Source organism: Nocardia macrotermitis, assembly GCF_009604405.1.
Lineage (GTDB): Bacteria > Actinomycetota > Actinomycetes > Mycobacteriales > Mycobacteriaceae > Nocardia > Nocardia macrotermitis.
The window spans coordinates 19,714-38,778 of the sequence record NZ_WEGK01000024.1 but is presented as its reverse complement, the minus strand read 5'-3'; the positions used below and the strand labels follow the sequence as shown (position 1 = coordinate 38,778).

At 66.6% G+C, this 19,065-nt stretch carries 16 protein-coding genes and 1 pseudogene; 8 read left to right on the top strand and 9 right to left on the bottom strand.

The annotated features are described in order from the left end of the window. Positions 1 to 12 precede the first annotated feature (12 nt). Positions 13 to 1,626 carry a DUF885 domain-containing protein gene (locus tag NRB20_RS34510; RefSeq protein ID WP_153415614.1) on the top strand — a complete coding sequence of 538 codons (1,614 nt, stop codon included), beginning with the start codon at positions 13 to 15 and terminating at the stop codon, positions 1,624 to 1,626. 267 nt (positions 1,627 to 1,893) lie between these two features. Continuing rightward, positions 1,894 to 2,952 (top strand): annotated as a pseudogene (locus NRB20_RS34505) (DUF475 domain-containing protein); the annotation flags it as partial. Between the two features lie 199 nt (positions 2,953 to 3,151). Here NRB20_RS34505 and NRB20_RS34500 read toward each other — a convergent pair. From NRB20_RS34500 to NRB20_RS34490, 3 genes are all read right to left on the bottom strand, one after another. Continuing rightward, on the bottom strand, positions 3,152 to 3,664 hold the full coding sequence (locus NRB20_RS34500) for a mycothiol transferase (protein ID WP_319945779.1): 513 nt from the start codon (positions 3,662 to 3,664) through the stop codon (positions 3,152 to 3,154). A 131-nt stretch (positions 3,665 to 3,795) separates the two neighbouring features. Next, on the bottom strand, positions 3,796 to 4,236 hold the full coding sequence (locus tag NRB20_RS34495; protein ID WP_319945778.1) for a DUF4254 domain-containing protein: 441 nt from the start codon (positions 4,234 to 4,236) through the stop codon (positions 3,796 to 3,798). Positions 4,237 to 4,242: 6 nt separating this feature from the next. Continuing rightward, on the bottom strand, positions 4,243 to 4,563 hold the full coding sequence (locus tag NRB20_RS34490; protein ID WP_194290111.1) for a hypothetical protein: 321 nt from the start codon (positions 4,561 to 4,563) through the stop codon (positions 4,243 to 4,245). Between the two features lie 175 nt (positions 4,564 to 4,738). On the opposite strand from NRB20_RS34490, the gene NRB20_RS34485 reads away from it, so the two are divergent. The 3 genes from NRB20_RS34485 to NRB20_RS34475 all read left to right on the top strand — a co-directional run bounded on the left by NRB20_RS34485 (position 4,739) and on the right by NRB20_RS34475 (position 6,548). Further along, positions 4,739 to 5,608, top strand: a complete 870-nt coding sequence (locus tag NRB20_RS34485) for a helix-turn-helix domain-containing protein (protein ID WP_153415612.1) — start codon at positions 4,739 to 4,741, stop codon at positions 5,606 to 5,608. Continuing rightward, positions 5,605 to 5,973 (top strand): DUF397 domain-containing protein, encoded by a 369-nt coding sequence (locus NRB20_RS34480; protein WP_153415611.1) that lies wholly within the window; start codon positions 5,605 to 5,607, stop codon positions 5,971 to 5,973. The genes NRB20_RS34485 and NRB20_RS34480 overlap by 4 nt, the downstream gene beginning before the upstream one ends. 245 nt (positions 5,974 to 6,218) lie before the next feature. Continuing rightward, positions 6,219 to 6,548 carry an HIT family protein gene (locus NRB20_RS34475; RefSeq protein ID WP_227834159.1) on the top strand — a complete coding sequence of 110 codons (330 nt, stop codon included), beginning with the start codon at positions 6,219 to 6,221 and terminating at the stop codon, positions 6,546 to 6,548. A 395-nt stretch (positions 6,549 to 6,943) separates the two neighbouring features. Here NRB20_RS34475 and NRB20_RS34470 read toward each other — a convergent pair whose 3' ends face one another. The 3 genes from NRB20_RS34470 to NRB20_RS34460 all read right to left on the bottom strand — a co-directional run bounded on the left by NRB20_RS34470 (position 6,944) and on the right by NRB20_RS34460 (position 9,832). Next, a complete protein-coding gene (locus tag NRB20_RS34470; RefSeq protein ID WP_153415610.1) occupies positions 6,944 to 8,431 on the bottom strand; it encodes an HNH endonuclease signature motif containing protein in 1,488 nt (495 codons plus the stop codon). Positions 8,432 to 9,218: 787 nt separating this feature from the next. Next, entirely contained in the window at positions 9,219 to 9,611 is a 393-nt protein-coding gene (locus NRB20_RS34465; protein ID WP_319945777.1) for a TA system VapC family ribonuclease toxin, read from the bottom strand. Continuing rightward, positions 9,608 to 9,832, bottom strand: a complete 225-nt coding sequence (locus NRB20_RS34460; RefSeq protein WP_153415609.1) for an antitoxin — start codon at positions 9,830 to 9,832, stop codon at positions 9,608 to 9,610. The genes NRB20_RS34465 and NRB20_RS34460 overlap by 4 nt, the downstream gene beginning before the upstream one ends. Before the next feature lie 79 nt (positions 9,833 to 9,911). Between NRB20_RS34460 and lipB the strand changes: the two genes are divergently transcribed. The 3 genes from lipB to NRB20_RS39130 all read left to right on the top strand — a co-directional run bounded on the left by lipB (position 9,912) and on the right by NRB20_RS39130 (position 12,061). Next, a complete protein-coding gene (gene lipB / locus NRB20_RS34455; RefSeq protein ID WP_153415608.1) occupies positions 9,912 to 10,550 on the top strand; it encodes a lipoyl(octanoyl) transferase LipB in 639 nt (212 codons plus the stop codon). 78 nt (positions 10,551 to 10,628) lie between these two features. Beyond that, positions 10,629 to 11,000 carry a DUF1707 SHOCT-like domain-containing protein gene (locus tag NRB20_RS34450; RefSeq protein WP_194290110.1) on the top strand — a complete coding sequence of 124 codons (372 nt, stop codon included), beginning with the start codon at positions 10,629 to 10,631 and terminating at the stop codon, positions 10,998 to 11,000. 20 nt (positions 11,001 to 11,020) lie between these two features. After that, a complete protein-coding gene (locus NRB20_RS39130; protein WP_153415606.1) occupies positions 11,021 to 12,061 on the top strand; it encodes an SPFH domain-containing protein in 1,041 nt (346 codons plus the stop codon). Positions 12,062 to 12,161: 100 nt separating this feature from the next. Here NRB20_RS39130 and NRB20_RS34440 read toward each other — a convergent pair whose 3' ends face one another. From NRB20_RS34440 to NRB20_RS34430, 3 genes are all read right to left on the bottom strand, one after another. Beyond that, positions 12,162 to 17,048: an NAD-glutamate dehydrogenase gene (locus NRB20_RS34440; protein ID WP_153415605.1), complete on the bottom strand. Its 4,887-nt coding sequence runs from the start codon at positions 17,046 to 17,048 to the stop codon at positions 12,162 to 12,164. Between the two features lie 140 nt (positions 17,049 to 17,188). Continuing rightward, positions 17,189 to 17,941 carry a hypothetical protein gene (locus NRB20_RS34435; protein WP_153415604.1) on the bottom strand — a complete coding sequence of 251 codons (753 nt, stop codon included), beginning with the start codon at positions 17,939 to 17,941 and terminating at the stop codon, positions 17,189 to 17,191. Then, on the bottom strand, positions 17,938 to 19,047 hold the full coding sequence (locus NRB20_RS34430) for a discoidin domain-containing protein (protein ID WP_153415603.1): 1,110 nt from the start codon (positions 19,045 to 19,047) through the stop codon (positions 17,938 to 17,940). The genes NRB20_RS34435 and NRB20_RS34430 overlap by 4 nt, the downstream gene beginning before the upstream one ends. Positions 19,048 to 19,065 lie beyond the last annotated feature (18 nt).

Below are 19,065 nucleotides of genomic sequence, written 5' to 3'. Positions count from 1 at the left end.
TAACGTAGCCACATGACCGAGAGCTTCGTAGCACGGGCCGGGCGGATCATCGACGCGATACTCCGGGCCGATCCGATGACCGCGCTCTACGTCGGCGACCACCGGGCCGACGACCGACTACCCGACCTGTCACCCGAGGCGGTGCGGGCGCACACCGCGCTGCTGCGGGAGGCCTCGCACGTGCTGGCGGAGGTCGACGCCGAGGATCTCGGCGCGCAGGACCGCGTCGATCACGCGCTGCTCCAGCAGGAGGTGGACCGGCGCGTCTTCCTGCTCACGGAATTGCGCGAACACGAGTGGAATCCCTTGGCGCACAACCCGGGTCCGCTGCTGCACGGATTGCTGGCGCGGCCGTTCGCCCCGCCGGAACAGCGCCTGGAACTGCTCGCCGCCCGCCTCACCACGCTGCCCGACGCCCTGGCCACCGCCCGCGCGGTGCTGCGGGACTGCCCGCGCATCCACGTCGAGACCGCGATCGCGCAGTTCGCCGGGGTGTCGGCGCTGATCCGCGACCAGGCCCCGGCGCTGGCCGCCCAGGTGCCCGGCGCGCGCATCACCGCCGCGGCCGATACCGCGACCACCGCACTCACCGAATTCACCGGCTGGCTCACCGACCGGCTCGAACGCTCCGAACGCGATCCGCGCCTGGGCCGCCGGCTCTGGGAGGCCACGCTGTGGCACACCCTGGACACCGAGCTGAGCGCCGCGCAACTGCTCGAGCGGGCGCATCGGCACCTGGACCACGTGCAGGATGAGATCCGCAGTGCCGCAGGGGAACTGCTGGGCGTCGAGGCTCCCACCGACGAGACCGTGCGCACCGCGCTGGCACGGCTGGCCGCCGAACACCCCACCGACGAGACCGTGCTGGGCACCGCCGAGACCGCGCTGCGGGACGCCGAAACCTTCACCGCCGCACAGGATCTGGTGACCTTGATCGGCGATCCACTGGTGGTGCAGGAGATGCCGGAATTCGCCCGCGGCGTGGCCGTGGCGTACTGCGATTCACCCGGCGCTCTCGAAACCGACGGCGCACCAACGTTTTTCGCCATCTCGCCGACGCCGAGCAATTGGCCGGCCGAGCGGGTGGCATCGTTCTATCGCGAATACAACGACCACATGTTGCGCAATCTCACTGTGCACGAGGCGATGCCGGGGCACTTCCTGCAACTGGCCCACGCGCGCCGGTTCCGCGGCTCCACCGCGACGCGCGGGCTGTGTGCCAGTGGCACTTTCATCGAGGGCTGGGCCGTCTACGCCGAGGAGTTGATGTCCGAGCACGGATTCGGCGGTCTGCCGGTGCGGCTGCAACGGCTCAAGTCCCATCTGCGGATGACCATCAACGCGATCCTGGATCACGGCGTGCACTGCGCGGACATGTCCGAGGCCGAGGCGATGGATCTGATGCGGCGGCGCGGATTCCAGGAGGAGGGCGAGGCAGCGGGCAAGTGGCGGCGCGCGCAGCTCAGCGCGGCGCAGCTGTCGACCTACTTCGTCGGCTACAGCGAGGTTTCCGCGATCGCGGCGGCCCGTCCGGCGGGTACCACGCTGCGGGATTGGCACGACGCGATGCTGGCGCACGGATCGCCGTCGCCGCGGCATCTGGCGGCGCTGCTGACCCCCACCTGAGGGCCCCGCGACGGGTGCGCGGCGGGTGAGATGCCTCTCCCACCCAGTGGATCCGGACAATCCGGACGATCGGCGACACCCCCGCTGGGCAGGGCTTTCGCACCCCTTGCAGCTGGGAAGATCGAATTCTGTGGCCGGACCGATTGTCGTACCCGCGCAAGTCCTGTCACAATCGTGTGCAGGGTAACGATCGCCGCAGCGGCGCGCGTCATCCATCGAATGAGCACGCCGCGGGCTCAGGCCAGGGCTGACGAAAGGCGCGTCGTCATGTTTTTGCGAGTGTTCGCTCCCTCGTTCATCGTCGCTATCGCAGCGCTGGTTGTCGCGCTGATCTACGGTGGCCCACAGGCTCTCGTGGCCGCGGCGGTGCTGGGGGTACTCGAGGTATCGCTGTCCTTCGACAACGCCGTCGTGAATGCCGGTGTGCTGCAACGGATGAGCGTGTTCTGGCAGCGAATGTTCCTGACCGTCGGCATTTTGATCGCCGTGGTCGGGATGCGGCTGCTGTTCCCGCTCGTGGTGGTCGGGATCGGGGCGCACCTGGACCCGATCCAGGCGCTGAATCTGGCGCTGCATCCGCCGGCGGGCGGCGCGCACTACTTCCCCGACGGGACGCCGAGCTACGAAACCCTGTTGAACCAGGCCAATCCCAAGATCGCGACGTTCGGCGGGATGTTCCTGCTGATGCTGTTCCTCAACTTCGTCTGCCAGAAGCGCGAGATCACCTGGCTGACCTGGCTCGAGCGGCCGCTGGCCCAGCTGGGCCGGTTCGCGATGTTCCCCGTGGTGGTCTCCCTGATCGCGCTGGTGCTGGTCGCGGGCATGGTCGTGCCCGACGGTCAGGCGACCGTGGTGATGGTCGCGGGTGTGCTGGGCATCGTCACCTATCTGCTGGTCGACGGGCTGGGCGCGCAGTTCGACACCGAACACGCCGGGCCGTCGCGAGCGGTGGTCGCCACCGGGCGGGCGGCCTTCTTCGGCTTCCTCTATCTGGAGGTGCTGGACGCGTCGTTCTCCTTCGACGGTGTGATCGGCGCGTTCGCCATCACCGCGGATCCGATCATCATCGCGTTGGGGCTGGGTCTGATCGGCGCCATGTTCGTCCGCTCGATCACCGTGTATCTGGTGCGCAAGGGCACTCTGGCCGATTACGTGTACCTCGAGCATGGTGCGCACTGGGCCATCGGCGCGCTGGCGGTGATCCTGCTGTGGTCCACCGGGCACACCATCGACGAGGTGACCACGGGCCTGATCGGCGTCGCGATCATCTTCCTGGCGGTGCTGTGCAGCTGGGTGTACACCCGCAGGCATCGCGGGCAGGACTCACATCCGCAGGGCACCGGGCGCGACTCCGAGGAGGACGACCCAGCCCGCGCCGCCGAGCCGACGATCGCGGAGCAGACCGCCACCGAACAGAACTACGAGGGCGACGACGCGGCCCTGCACCTGCACGGCCCCGAACTGCGCCAGAAGGTGCCGAACCCGTCCTCCGCCAACGGATTCGGCCTGCCGCGCGAGGCGCTGCCTAATTCGTCCGCGCAATAACCCCGCGCAGATACGCGGCCTGCCCGGCGTGCTGGAGATCATCGGATATCACGCTGACCAGCCGCACCCCGAGCGTGACCGGCGGATCCCACCGGGTATCCACCACCCGCGACAGATCCGCATCGGTCAGCCCGCGCACATAACGCAGCGTCTGCTCGTGCACCGCGTCGTAATACCCCGTCAGCAACTCGGCCGGGGCCTGTAGCACCGCCACGTCGTCGGCGGAATCCCCGTATCCGGTAGCACTCGGATCGATCGGCAACCCGAACCGCTCGAACCACCCGTCCGCCGTCCACACCTGCTCCACCCCCGCCACATCGGCAATGTGATCGTCCTGCACCCGAGTCAGATGCCAGACGAGCCAGGCGATCGAATTCGCCCCCGGATCGACCCGGAAGTTCAACGCCGCCTCCGCGAGCCCGTCCACCGCCTCGTGCACGACCTCCCGCACCCGCTCGAACCCATCGATGAGAACCTCGGCACTCGTCGTCACCCTCGAACTCCTTGCCCCACGTAGGAATCTTCCACTACCCGCGACCGTACTCAGCCCCACCGACAAATTCGCCGGGACGGACCCCCGCGCCGACACAGGTCGCCGCCGCCAGCGAAGGAGTAATACCGGGATCACCGGAGCGGGGGAAGCAGATCAGGCAACCGGCGTCGGCATGCCGCCACGTCGAACGCCAAATCCCCATAGGCAACCGATAATTCGGCCAGTCGACGCCACGAATACCGCAACTCGTACTCACCCGCGTCTCGCCGGAGTGCGGCATGGGCATCCACCGACAACTGCGCGATGCGATCGACCACCATCCCGACGGTCTCGGTATGCAGGCTCGCCGCCCCGTGCGCGATCGGCATCCGAGCGGCCACCCAGCAATCGATCTCCCGCACCGAACATGCTCGCGCACTGTCGATCTCATCCCGCACAGCCCCTTCCGCACCCACCCGGGCACGATGCAGAGCGCCCAACTTCTGCGCCGCCCGGAGAACCGGATGCGGAACCACCACACTCCCCGCACACGCTTCGAGCAACATGTCCTTCGACGGCAACTTCTCAGCCACCCGCGCTCACCCCCGAAAACCGTTCTCACACAGCAGATCCCAGGCAGGACGACCCGTTTGATCGACAGTGCACCGACCACCATCCTCGAACCGCACCGGCCACACCACATGCCCAACCGCCTCGACCGCCGTCAACCCGAGCAAGCACGACAGCGGCACCATCTCCCCGACCGCCTCGGCAACCCGCATCGCAGCCACAGCCTGCTCGAACGTGAGCGTGCGCCCCGGCAGAAACGACACCACCCACCCGCCACACCCCACCGATCTCGCATGATGATCGCTTCGATCACTGACGATCCGCCGACTGTCTACCACCTGCACTGCCATCGCTCCTCGATCCCCGCCGGGTAGCCCCCGGTCCGAGCAGTTCCTCGCCTGTGACGGCCGCCACTGACAAGTTGGTATCGTATACCAGGATTGAATACTGGTTGCGATAAATGGGATTGGTTAGCGGGAACCTGATAGCGTCGTAAAGCGCCATCGCGTGAAGGAGGGGTTGATCGTGAGTTCCAACTCGCCCACAGTTGCCAGGTGGGAGCTGGCCATACGCCTGCGACAGCGACTCGAATTGATGGGCGTCAAAGTCCCCGCGCTCTGCAAGGAGGTCGGGTTCACGCCGGCGTACTGGTCGCACATGATGACCGGCCGCAGCGTGCCGACCGAGGACAAGTTGCGTCAGGTCCTCGATCAGCTCGAGTTCCCGGCCGACGAGTACCCCGATATGTTCGAGTTGCGCACGGCCGCAAAGGAAGCTGGGCGCTGGTCCCGCTTCTCGGCACTGTTCGGCGATGAGCTGATGCGCCTGTTCGGCCTCGAGCAGGGGGCACACAGCATCCGTGGACACGAATCCGCACTCATACCCGCGATGCTCCAGACCCCGGACTACATCCGAGGCCTGATGACCTCGCCGTACGGGGTGCGTTCAACGGTCGAAGCCGACCAGTACACCGAAGCACGCCTCATGCGCCAGGAAAGACTCACCGGGTCCGATCCACTGCACTTCACCGCGATTCTCACCGAAGCCCTTCTCCTGCAGCATCCTTGGGGTGCACGTACTCAAATCGCGCAGCTACGCCATATTCGTTCCCTGATCGAGGAGCATCCGGCAACCATCGACGTCCGTGTGGCACCGCTCGGATCACCCGAATGCGTAGCTCTGGGTGGGACGGTCTTCCTGATCGACTTCGCCAGCTCTCGCCTGCCCACGGTCGCGTGGTACGACAACGCGCTGTTCGGGCAGGTGGTGGATGACCCCACCCAGGTCCGGAACCTCGGATATGTCTTCGACAATGTGCTCGCAGCCGCACCGAGCCGAGAGCAATCTTTCGCCCTCATCGAGGCCACCGAGACTCGACTAGCATCGCAGACATGAGCGTCACGAACACGGATCCGCGCAAGAACGGCTGGTACAAGTCGAGTTTCTCCAAAGAGGCGGCGTCCTGCGTCGAAGTGTGTTTCGCCGACGACATGGTCCTGGTCCGCGACAGCAAGTACACCGGGCCCGCAGCGGATCAACCGATCATCGCCGTCCCCGCCGCACACTGGGCGGAATTTCTCGACGCTGCACTCGACAACTCCAAGGCGTCCAACACATTCGGCGTCCCGAGCACCGAACACAACGACCACACCGGCACCGTCATCCTGCGCGACGCCGTCGGCACGGAACTGGCCTACACCGCCCGCGAATGGCAAGCGTTCACCGCCGGAATCCGCGCCTCGGAGTTCACCACGGCCTGACGCGCGGGCGTCGTGGGACCAGCGACAGCTGCGCAGAAGTGCAACAGGTTATCGCGCAAGCGGATACCGCGTTCCTGAACGACCGATACGCGGCATGACGGTGCGTTTGTAGATACAGTCGCGTGGTGGGGAATGAGTGTCTTATCTGCGAAAAGCATGGTGGCATAGGCCGTTTGGTCGGCCCGGTAATCTACGCCGATGATTTGGTTGTCGTGACGCACCGTCCACTCTCCGAGGGTGTGCCGATGCCCGGCTACCTGTTCGTCGAAACCGTCCGTCACGCACCGACCTTGGCTGATCTGAGCGATGCCGAGGGTGTGGCCGTTGGCTGGGCGGTTCGCCGTGCGGCATACGCGCTACGTACTGAACTGTCCCCTGATTACGTGTTCTCAGCGATCACGGGGCGTAGCGTCGCGCACTTCCATCAGCATGTGTTCGTACGCCCCGAAGGCACTCCCGACACTGTGAGCTGGTTCGCCTCCTGGAGCGACGGGCCGCATGTCGATGAACCTACGTTGGCCACGCTGTGCGAGCGGCTCGCCGTACATTTCACGCAGGACGAGGTACCGCTCTAGTTCTGGGGCGTTCACTCAACTCGGCACTATGGAATGTTCCGGCCGCCACCATGATCGGACAGCGCGGCAAATCTGGAACATGTTCCGCAAGCCGCGCCGTCCTGATCAAGGACGGAGTCATCGGCGGCAGCCGTCGGACTCAGTTGGAGCCCCGGGCTCGCCGACACGCTGTCACCGGCTGGGATCACCCCTCTCGCCGGCCTGACCCTGGCCGACCTTCAACAGGCCTGGCACACGGACCGAACTGAAGAAATGCCATCGCTTTGAGACTGGAGACGACCGCCACGGCATGAGACTCCGGAATTCGCGCCTCGGAGTTCACCGCAGCCTGATGCGCGGGCGGCGTGTCGGCTTCTGCGCGTGCCTGTGCCCCGGAGGAGCAGGCTCTCTCCGGGTCAGGCTGCGATATCGCCGGGTCTTCGTTCGCGCAGCCAGCGTTGGTGTGCGGCGCGGTCGCGTTCGCGGCGCGTGTGGATCTGTGCTACGACCTGGGCCAGTAGATCTCCTGCGCGATGGCGGTGGTTCACTCGTGGGGTTGCGGTCGGGTCGATATGTGGTGGCGCGATCCATGCGGTTCTGCCTGGGAATTGTGAATTCTCGTCCAGGACAACGGTTTTCCATCCGGTATGGGTGTCGTTGATCAAGCCGTGGCAGTGATCGCACGCCAATACCAGGTTCTCGATATCGGTCGGTCCGTTCTTGCTGTAGTCCCGCACATGATGCACCGCGCACAGGGATGCGGGGGCATCGCATCCCGGACGCGAACACCCACCCAATGCCGCGACCAGCGACAATCGTTGTGCAGGTGAGGCCAAGCGCCGCATTCGACCCAGGTGCAACGGCAGACCGGCATGATCGAACACCGCCAGGTACGGGCGCGACCGCTCGGCCAATCGCAACGCCTCGGTGATCGGCACCGTGCCGCCGGTCGCGGTGGTCGCGACCCCGGACTCGCGTTCGACATCCTCGAGGCGCATCGTCAACACGGTCGTGACCGGCATCCCGCGATGCGAACCGAGTGCGCCGGTGTCGACCAGCGACCCGAGCAGCAGGGTCAACGCATCGTGGGTTCGTTGGGCCGGGGTGCGTGTGTCGCGTCCGGCGGCCTCGGCGATCAGGTCCGGATCCACATGATCGACCTCCGCGCCCGGACTCGCCGCATCATCGGGGTTGCCGACACCAGGGCGGGCGTACTTGGCCAGGACCGGATCCAGCAGCGCCCGCAGGACCGGATCGATGTCTCCGCTGATCGGGGACATTCCATCCGGGCGTTGCCGACCCACGCGTACCCCGCGCATCCGGGCACGATCGGTCTCGTCGGTGATCGTGCCGTCCGGATCCAGATGCGCGAGGATGCGGTCCCCGACCTTGGACACATCATCGGGCGAACCCGATCGCGCGAACTCGGCCAGAATCTGCTCCGCGGCCGCGCGATCATCCGCGTCGGCTCCACGGGGGATTCGGGTCATCACCCCGGCGACGCCCCGCACATGTTCGACCGAGACATCTCCCTGCCGCAAAGCTGCTGCGGTGCACGGTAACTCGGGCTCCCGTTCGTCACCGGCCATGTTGGAGAAGACGCCCACCTTCGCGGCCGCACGCACTCGCGCGCCGGCTTCCGCGTGCGACAGGCGCAGGGTTTCCATCAGGAACCGTTTGATCGTCTTCGCGTCCGAATCTGCCGGGATCGATCGGGAATCCACCTCGATCAACGCCCGATGCTGCACCGCGGCCAACATCCGCACCGCGCGCTCCACCCCACGCAACAAATCCACCAACTCGCCATCGGCCAACGGCGTCAACGAGCACTCGACCAGCTCCCCGACATCGCTCAGCAGCGCCTCCGCACTCGGCCTCCCGATCTCCACCCCTATCGAATCCATGTTCGAATTCTACCTCGAAACGCGCCCCGAAACACCCGTCGACCCAATGTGAAATCAAAATCTTCACCCTGGACAACCGACCCAATCACCGCTGCACACAACACTTTTCACCGAGATGGTCCAAACAAGCGACTGATAGGTTGCGAGCCCTACGACGAAAGCCTTTCGGCGACAATCTAATTGGATATTTGGAGGCTTATGCAAAAGTCCCGTCGCGCGAGGCATCATTGCAGGTCAGGGTGTCGGATCGCCGAGTTTTGCATGAGCCTCTTATATGGATGCGAATCTCTGTGATCGAAAGTCGTTCCACAACATACGATTACGATCATCGACTGGCCCCGCCCCAATAGATCAGCAATGTGATCGTCCCGCACCCGAGTCGGATGCCACACGAGCCGGACAATCAAAATCCGCACCCGAACCAACCCCGAAGTTCAACGCGCCTCCCGAGCCCCTCCACCGCCCCGTGCACACCCTCCGCACCCGCCCGAACCCATCGATGAGAACCACGACACCCGTGGCTCCCCCGAACTCTTTGCCCCACAGAGGAACCCTCCACCACCTCGTACACGATCTCCCGCTCCCGCTCGCACCCGCCGACGAGAACCTCGACACCCGGGGCCACCCCCGAACTCCTCGCCCCACAGAGGAACCCTCCACCGCCCCGTGCACGACCCCTCCCGCACCCGCCGATCAGAACCTCGACACTCGCGGTTCCCCCGACCCCCTTGCCCCACAGAGGAACGCCTACCGCCTCGACCGCCCACCCCGCCGTGGACGAGAGGGCCTACCGCAACAGATCTGCAACGTCGGGATGCACTGCGGCCAAACCTTGATCGAACGTGGCGATCTTTCCCTGTCGCATCCGGGCGAGCTGCGCAAGATAAGCGTCTGTGACCTGACGATGCCCGATCACCAGGTCCATTCTCACCCCATCGAACGCGATGGTGTCAGGCCAGAACTCATGCCGTTCGTGGTCTGTGACATCGGCCAGGACTTCCAGCGCAGTACGCGTCTCTCGCCCCTCCCGGAGCAATATCCGCAACAGACTCCCCTGCGTGATCGGGCACGTGGCGAAGTTGTCGTCCAATTCGCCGAACCACATCTCAGCCGCATCATGATGCACATGATTGGTGACAACCAGCGCGATCAGGACGTTGGCGTCCAGAAGAACAGTCACTCGTCCTCCAGCGACCGAACATCCTCCGAGGTGATCACCCTGCCGAGCGTAACTGTTCGCAACCCTGTCTTCGGGCTGCGAACAGAGTCACCACCACCCTGCTGACGCAGGCCACGCCTGATGAGGACACTGACCGTCTCACTCAGAGAACGATGAGTGTCGCGGGCGATCGCAGTCGCCTGTCGGTGCAGATCTTCGGGAAGATCGATCGTGGTTCGCATCTTTACATCATAACATCATGATGCATTGCCTTGAGAGCGTCGGCCGGAGGTGTGGGCGGCGGGGATTAAACTCGGCCGTATGAAATCCCGGCCGTTGACGCTCGTTCAGGATGATCTCGTCGAGTACGAGAAGGCGATGGCTCGGATGGTGGAGTTGGTCGAGCAGCGGCAGCGGGACGAGCGGGCGGATACGTTGTGGTTGTTGAGTCATCCGCAGGTCTACACGGTGGGGCGGCGGACGCCCGATGAGCATCTGCCGGATCCGGGGCATCGGATTCCGGTGGTGGAGACCACGCGCGGGGGGCAGCTGACGTATCACGGGCCGGGGCAGCTCGTGGGGTATCTGATCGTGAAGTTGGGGCAGGGGGAAGGGGTGGTGGATTACATCCGGGAGGTGGAGTTCCGGTTGATCGAGGCGTTGGGGCGGGTGGGGGTTGTGGCCGAGCGGCGGGATACGCCGCCGGGCGCGGAGCTGTTGACGGGGGTGTGGACCAAGGCGACGGGGCGGAAGATCGTGTCGATCGGGATGCGACAGAGTCGTGGGGTCACCAGTCATGGGTTCGCGGTCAATGTGGATGGGGATCTGGAACCCTGGCAGTGGGCGGTGGCGTGTGGGCTGCCGGAGGTGGATATGACCTCGGTGCGGCGGGAATCCGGTGTGGGGACCATGGATTCGGTGCGGGGCGTTGTCGCGGAGGCGTTCGAGGCGACGCTCTAGGCCATCAGCACCGAAGCTTCCCAGCAGTGGTGATTCGCGGCCGGAGAAAGCCCCGGTCGCGGACATATTCTGCTCGGTGTGGATGATGTGCCGTACGCCCGACTCAGCACCGCTGAGCGTGAGCGTGCGCTGTACGAACTCGCCCATCATCTGAGTGTCGGGCGGTTGCATCCGGCCGAGTTCGAGGATCTGACGATGCGCGCAGCGGCCGCGACCAGCCGGGCCGAGTTGGCCGAGTTGCTCGCCGAGTTGCCGGGGCAGGCGCCCAGGCCCTCGACCGAACCGCCGCCGCGCCCGCTGGCGGCGGTCGCCACGCTGTCGGCGCTCGTGGTGCTGGCCGCGATCGGGATGAGCGCGATGGCGGGAAATTGGTTGTGGCTGTTGACCATTCCGGTCGCACCGATCGTAATCCTCGGTGTGCGAGGCATTGTCGCGCGCCGGGCCGCCTGATTCGCCGAGGGAGTACCGATATGGCGTGGTTCGACCGGGAGTTCATCGCCGTCCCCGAGGCCCGCAAGAATCAGCTGGTGTACAAGTGGCCGGATGTGAACATCCGCCGGTACTCGCGGGCGGTGGTCAATGCCGACGAGATGGCGTTGTTCGTCAAGACCGGGCGGGTGGTGGCCACCATGGGCCCGGGGCGGCACCGGGTCGACGCCGACGAACTGCCGGTGCTGGGCGCGCTGGTCGACTCGGTCACCGGCGGCAACTTCTATCGCGCCGAACTGTACTTCGTCTCCACCCGGGAGTTCCCGGGCGTCAAATTCGGTGGGAGACTTGCCGATATCGTCGACCCGGCCAGTGAGCAGGTGGTGACGTTGCGGGCGTTCGGCGAATTCGCGCTGTCGGTGCGCGAACCCGAACAGCTGATCACCGCGCTGGCCGGAACCACCGACCTCACCGACCCCGCCGCGGTGCGAAACTGGTGTTCGGAACTACTCCTGAAATCCATGAAAGTGACCATCACACAGGGGATTTCCGGTGGCGAATGGCCGGTGCTGGGGTTGCCCGCGCACCTGCACGTCATCGAGTCGGCGGTGCTGCGCCAGACCAACACCACCCTCTACGAATACGGTCTGCGCATACCGCGCATGGGCAATTTCGACATCACCCTGGCCCCCGAGGACGCGGACCGCCTCAAACGACTCGCCAAGGACAAGACCTACATCCGCCTCACCGGCGACTTCCAGCGTTACGCCGCAGGAGAATTGGCGCTCGACGCGGGCCACGGACTCGCCAACGGCACCGGCGGCGGTGGCGGATTCCTCGGTGCCGCCTTGGGCCTCAACGCGATTCAGCAGCACACCGCCGCTCCCCCGGTTCCCACGCAACCCGCCGCCACACCCACCTGCCCGTCCTGCCGCACCGCCAACCCCGAAGGCGGACGGTTCTGCTCACACTGCGGCGAGAACCTCGAATCCCATGAGCCGCAACACTGTACGGCCTGCGGACACCAACTCGCCGCACTCGCCAAATTCTGTAGCGCCTGCGGCATCGCCACCGGACGCTGACACACTCTCCGAGTAAACCCGCACCTGACCAATCAGACTGCGCAACATACCGATCGGGCCGCGCTCGGTGTGCGAGGCGCGACCCGATCGTAGGGCGCTGTCAGTCCAGGATTACCGCGCCGGCCTCGCCGGTGCCGACCAGGCTCCGGAACTGCCGGGCCGCTACCGACAGCGTCGCGAGATCCTTGCTGTCGCTGGCGAAGATGTCGGTCAGGGCCGCGCGGGCGCGAGCGAGGCGGGGGCGGTTGGTGGACTCCCAGTAGGTGATCTTCTCGGTGGGGGTCTCGGTGGGTTCGGTGATGGTGAGGACGTCGATGGTGAGGGAGCGCAGGGCGCCGTAGAGGTCGTCGCGGACGGCCAGGCGGGCCAGGGCCTGCCAGCGGTCGCCGCGATCCAAGCCCGCTACCTCGGTGAGCAGGCGTTGGATCTCGAAGCGTTCATCCAGGGCGTAGTAGAGGGCCACCACCTCCGGGGCGTCGCGGTGGGTGATCTCGGCGATGTCGAGCACGTCCAGCAGGGAGAACCGGTGGATGAGCAGGTACACCTCCTCGGCCAGATCGCGGGGTGCGCCGCGATCGATCGGCCCGCGCGAACGCCGCAGCAGATCCTTGGCGAGCGGGCCGGGCTGCCACGCGGGCACCGAAAGGGTGCGCACCCCTTCCCAATAGCGGGCGATATCCGCGCCGATCGCGATCGGTTGCGGGCGGTGGGCCAGCAGCCAGCGGCAGGCGCGATCGAGGGTGCGCTCGGTCTCCAGCTCCAGTTCGTCACGGACCGCGGCGGGCATCGGTGTGGTGCGGATGCGCTCCCACAGCGAGTGCAGATCGAAGATCTCCACCGCCGCGGTGAAGGCGCGCACGGCATCGGCGGCATCGGCCCCGGCCTCCTCGGCCAGCCGGAACGCGAAGGTGATGCCGCCGTAGTCGACCATCTCGTTGACCACCGTGGTCGCGACGATCTCCCGACGCAGCGGATGCTTGCGGATCGCGGCGCCGAACCGCGCGCTCAACGGTTCGGGGAAGTAGCCGGGCAGCCGCGCGGCGAACGCCTGACTGTCCGGCAGATCACCGGCCAGCAATTCCTGTTTGAGCGAGAGTTTCACGTGGGCAAGCAGATTCGCGATCTCCGGGGAGCTGAGTCCCTCGCCGAGTACCGCGCGTTCGCCGAGTTCGGCCTCCGCGGGCAGCGCCTCGAGCGCGCGGTCCAGACCGTGCCGGACCTCGAGGTCGGCGATCAGCCTGCGGTGCACTTCCAGCATCGAGCGGGCGTCGCTGCGGGACAGCCCCATGCAGAAGTTCTGCGAAATATTGTCCCGCAGTACGAGTTCGGCGACCTCGTCGGTCATCGAGGCCAACAGCGGATCGCGTTCGTCGGCGGGCAGTTCACCGGCGGTCACCAGACTGTCGAGCAGCACCTTGATGTTGACCTCGTGATCCGAGCAGTCCACACCGGCGGAATTGTCCAGCGCGTCGGTATTGCACTTACCGCCCTGGCGGCAGAACTCGATGCGCCCGTGCGGGGTGAGCCCCAGATTGCCGCCCTCGCCGATCACCCTGGCCCGCAAGCGATTCGCGTCGACGCGGACCGGATCGTTGGTCTTGTCACCGGCGTCCGCATTGGACTCGCCGGACGCCTTCACATAGGTGCCGATACCGCCGTTCCACAGCAGATCCACCGGCGCGAGCAGAATCGCCCGAATCATCTCGGCGGGCGACAGCGAACTCACCCCGGGAGCGATCCTGAGCGCCGCACGCACCTGCGAACTGACCGGAATCGCCTTGGCCGACCGATCGTAGACGCCGCCACCGGCACTGATCAGCGACTCGTCGTAGTCCGCCCACGACGACCGCGGCAGCGCGAACATCCGCTCCCGCTCCGAAAACGACGACGCCGCATCGGGATTCGGATCCAGGAAGATATGCCGATGATCGAAGGCGGCCACCAAGCGGATGTGCCGCGACAACAGCATGCCGTTGCCGAACACATCACCCGACATGTCACCGACACCGACGACAGTGAAATCCGTTGCCTGCGTATCGATATCGAGCTCGGCGAAGTGCCGTTTCACACTCTCCCACGCCCCCTTGGCCGTAATCCCCATGGCCTTGTGGTCATAACCCGCCGAACCACCCGAAGCGAACGCGTCACCCAGCCAGAACCCGTACGACTGCGCGACCTCGTTGGCGATATCGGAGAACGTCGCCGTCCCCTTGTCAGCGGCCACCACCAGATAGGTGTCATCACCGTCACGCCGTACCACCCGCTCGGGCGGAATCACCTGTCCCGAAACATGATCCACGTTATCGGTCACATCCAGCAGCCCCGAGATGAACGTCCGATAGCAGGCGATCCCCTCGGCCTGGGCAGCCTGCCGATCCACCACCGGATCACCCGTCGCGGCAGGCGGCTGCTTCACCACGAAACCACCCTTGGCCCCCACCGGCACGATCACGGCGTTCTTCACGGCCTGAGCCTTCACCAGCCCCAGCACCTCGGTCCGGAAGTCCTCCAGCCGATCGGACCACCGCAACCCGCCACGAGCCACCGACCCGAACCGCAGATGCACACCCTCCACCCGAGGCGAATACACGAAGATCTCGAATTGTGGCCTGGGCCTGGGCAATTCGGCAATGGCATGCGGAGCGAGCTTGAACGACAGCTGATCCCGCGCCGCGCCGTTCTCGTCGCGACGGTAGTAGTTGGTGCGCAACGTCGCGGTGATCAGCCCGAGGAACGCTCGCAGAATCCGATCGGTGTCCAAACTGACCACGGCATCGATGTCGTCCTGCAACCGCCCCGCGACGGCCGCCGCCCGCGCCGACGCCACCGCGGGCACGCCCTCGGGATCGAAGTAGGCGTCGAACAATTCGGTGAACCAGCGCGCGGCCACCGGATGGGTGGACAGCACCCGGGTGATATTGCCCAGCGTGTAGGTGAAACCGGCCTGCCGCAGATATTTCGCGTACGCGCGCAGCACGGCGATCTCCCGCCAGCGCAGTCCGGCCCGCAGTACGAGTTCGTTGAGGCCGTCCACCTCCGCGCGCCCCGACCACATGGCGGCGACGGCGTCCGCGAAGCGTTGCCGCACACCGTTTTCCGGTCCGGCCTCATGCTCGGCGGCACGCGCCAGCTCGGCCTCCAGATCCTCGTCGACCGCGCCGCGCAGCATGCCCGCCGGGGCGCGCAGCCCGAAATCGTAGATCCACCGGGTGCTGCGGCCGGGCAGTTCGATCCGGTACGGCCGCTCGTCGACCACCTCGACCCCGAGGCTGTGCAGCAGCGGCAGCACCCGGCTCAGCGAGACCTCGGCCCCGACCACCAGTAGCGTGAAACGCCATTCCCCCGAGGGTGATTCGGGATCGCGGTACAGATCCGACTCGACCTCGCCGTCGGCCAGCGCCTCGAGCCGCCGCAGATCCGCGAGCGCCCGATCGGGTTCGTACTCCTGTTGATAACCGGCCGGGAACGCGTCCGCGTACTCCCGGGCGAGAGCCGCGCTGATCGCCGGAGCACTCGCGGACGCCGCGACCAGCCGATCGGACCAGGTGCGGGTGGCCTCGAACAGCGCCTCCTGGATGCGGTCGCGATTGGATTCGGAGATGTCCACCGGCTCGGCCGCCGGGTCCCGATGCACCGTGAAATACGTTACGGCCAGGTCGGATTCGGTGACGCGCACCGAATAGGTGATCCGGGTGGCGGCGAACTCGGCGGCCAGCACGTCCTGCATGGCGCCGCGCACCTCACCGGAGTAGCGGTCGCGCGGCAGGTAGACCAGGCAGTGCACGGTCCCGCCGCGGTCGTCGCGGCGCAGGAACAGCCGAACCTGGCGGCGCAGACCGAGATTCATGACCGAGGAGACGGTTTCGAACAGTCGCCGCACGTCGGTGGAGAACAGCTCCACGCGCGGAAAGGTTTGCAGCACTTCGAGCATCGCCTGCCCGGAGAAGGAGTTCAGGTCCAGCCCGGCCCATTCGATGACCCGGTGGATGCGCCGCGAGATCAGCGGGATGTCGAGGATGTCCTCGTGCGATCCGGTGACGGTGAAGGTGCCGACGAAGACGTGCTCGCCCGGCATGGTCTCGGGCACCTCGGCGACCGGCAGTTCCCGGCCCGGATCCGCGACGCGCACGAAGCACAGGTCCGCCGCGCCCGGCAGCATCGAGTCGATGGATCCGCTGGTCAGCCGCAGCACCGGGGCACCGGCGAGCCGACCGGCCGCGGGCACGCCGACGCCGTGGCGCAGCACCCCGAGTCCGGTTCCGGTGGCCTGCCGCAGGTCGGCCTCGGTGGCCGGATCGGTCCGGGCGATCGGGTAGAAGCCGTAGCCCAGCACCGTGCAGTGGCCGTCGGCCATCCAGCGCAAAAGCCTTGCGCTGTCGTCGATCTCGACGTCGCCGGCCACCCGCACCATCCGGTCCAGGCGGTCGGCCAGCGCGGCCATGGTCCTGGTCATCGGGGTGGTGTCGTCGTTCACCCGACGCAGTTCCTCCAGCAGCGGCCCGAGCGCCCGTTCGATGCGGTCCAGCAGTTCCGGATCCGCCGAAGTGTGCAACTGGACGTGGATCCACGACTCGGCGGCCGCCGGACCGGGCCGGGCGTCGCTCGCGCGCGGCGCCAGCCCCTGCAACCGGCCGACGGTGTCGCGGGCGACGTCGAACACCGGATGCACGACCTCGGCGATCTCGGCGCCCAGGCGGCGCAACGCCGAGGTCAGCGTGTCGACCAGCAGCGGCATATCGTCGTTGACGACCTGGATCGCCGGGCCCAGCCCGCTGCCGTCGTCGGGCCGGTACACCCGGGTGATCGCGACGCCGGGCTGCCGCACGACCGCGAGTTCGAGGTGATGCCGGAAGATCCGTTCGGCGCGATCGGTGATGGTGGGGGCGGCGGCGCCGCGTTGGATCCAGCGGAAGTACACCGCCTCCAGATCGGTGGGAGCGTCGCGGAAGCGCTTCAGTGGAATCGTCTGCTGGGTGACTGCCGACATCGGCCCGGGCCTTCCCTCAATTACGAGACTCGTCGGCGGCATCTATACGCCGCTAAATAACGGTACATAAATTAATGGGACGTAGTCGATACAGGTCTATCCCCGCGGTTGGGAAGTGGTGTCGCGCAACCTGTGCGATATCACCGGATCAGACCGGCGCGCACCAGGAAGGTCTGGGCGGCCATCCGACTCGCGAAGGTCCCCGTTTCGATGCGCAGCCCGGTGCGGGTGTCGGCATACCACACGGTGTTCGACGGGCCGACCCCGACGAAGACCGCGCCGTCGGCCAGCACCGTCGCACCCGCCGCATGCCAGCGCCGCACCACGTCACTCACCTGATCGACGCTGTCGACCTGCACCGACAGCGGCAGATCGCGACCGCCGGTGAGACCTCCCGACAGCAGCGAATCGGTCCCGGTGATGACGCAGTTGCCGACCCCGGCGGCCGGGCACGACGCGGCCGACCGCACCACCTGCGGCAGCGCGTCCACCGGATTCGTCCCGGGCATCGACGGCAGCCCACCCGAACACGACCGGATGAGCAGGAAGGCCCCGAGCCCCATCGCCGCGAGGATCACCGCGACGGCCTGCCAGCTCAGCTTCGGCAGCATGGTGTCGAACAAACGCTGCACATTGTTGGCGACCGTCGCCGCGCCCTTCACCGACTGCATCGTGTCGGTCGCGACCCGCGCGGTGTCGGCGAGCGCGTGTTCGGCGACCGTCGCCCCCTTGGCCGCCTCGGTGAGCATCGAATGCCCTTCGGCGGCAGGAGAATTCGCGGCAGGTGAATTCGTGGCCGGAGTGGTCAGGGGCGCACCGCAGTGCGCGCACTGCGCCTCCGCGGCGTGGTTACGGTGCGCGCAGTACTGGCAGACCAGATGGGAGAGGCTCAATTTCCGGTGATCACAATCGAGGAGATGGCGGTGATGTTGACCGAGGGGTCGCCCTTGGATTCCAGGATCGTCAGCGTCACCTTGGAGGCCCGCACCGGCGGCGAGAGCGTGGTGACCACGAGCGTGCGCTGGTCGAGGGTCTGCTGGGTGTAGGTGGTCAGATTGGAATCGTTGAACTGGTACGACACCCGGCTGACCGTGCGGAACTTGCTCCACTCGTCCGCGCCGTCCGCGCTGACGCCGTCCCAGCCGGGCACGATGCCGATCGAATCCACCTCGTAGGTCTTGCCGAGATCGATGGTCAGCACCTGCCCGTCGACCTTGTAGGCCCGCGCGCACGACCAGGCTTTCCCGGGCTGCCCGCTGAAGGCGTCCATCGCATCGGTGCTGCCCGACGGGCAGTGCGCCCGCGCCGAGCGCACCTGGATCGTCGCGGACGCGGCCTGGGTCGGCGTCGGTTTGGCCGAGGAGGTCTGCGGCGCGGCCGCGACAGGCGTGATGACGGCCAGCTGATTCGTCTGCTTGTCGTCCCCGCCGGTCGTGGTGACCAGCACGATGATCAACAGCACCGCCAGCACCGCGGCCACGGTGAGCGCCACCTTGGGTTTGCGCAGCTGAACCAGCACGTCCCGGCCGAATCCGGCAGCCGGAGAGGCGTTCGACGCGGTCGGCGGAGAGGGAGGTCGCGGACTTTCGGGCGGCGGCTCGCTCGGACTCTCCGGCGGCGCACTCGATCTGTTCGCCACCCGACCGAAGTCCGAGGTGTATTCCGGCCCACTCGCGCCGCTCGGCGATTCGCCGTTCAGCAGCGCCATGATCCGATCGGAGGCCCGCGGCCCACCCGACGCGCGACGCGGATTCGGCGCGGTGCTCTCGGGTTCGGGGTCGGGCAGCAACTGCGACGCCACCGGACGACCGGCGGTCTCACCCGAGCTCGCCGACGGCACACCGACCGCGGCACTCACACTCGACGACACACCCGTCGCCGGGGCCGACACACCTACCGCGGGGGCCGCGGCCTGCCCCGAACCGGGCCCGGAAAGCAACGCTTCCAGAACCGCGCCGCGATGGCGAATGAATACATCTCCCGGGTCCGACTCGGACATCCTCGAATGTTATCCGGC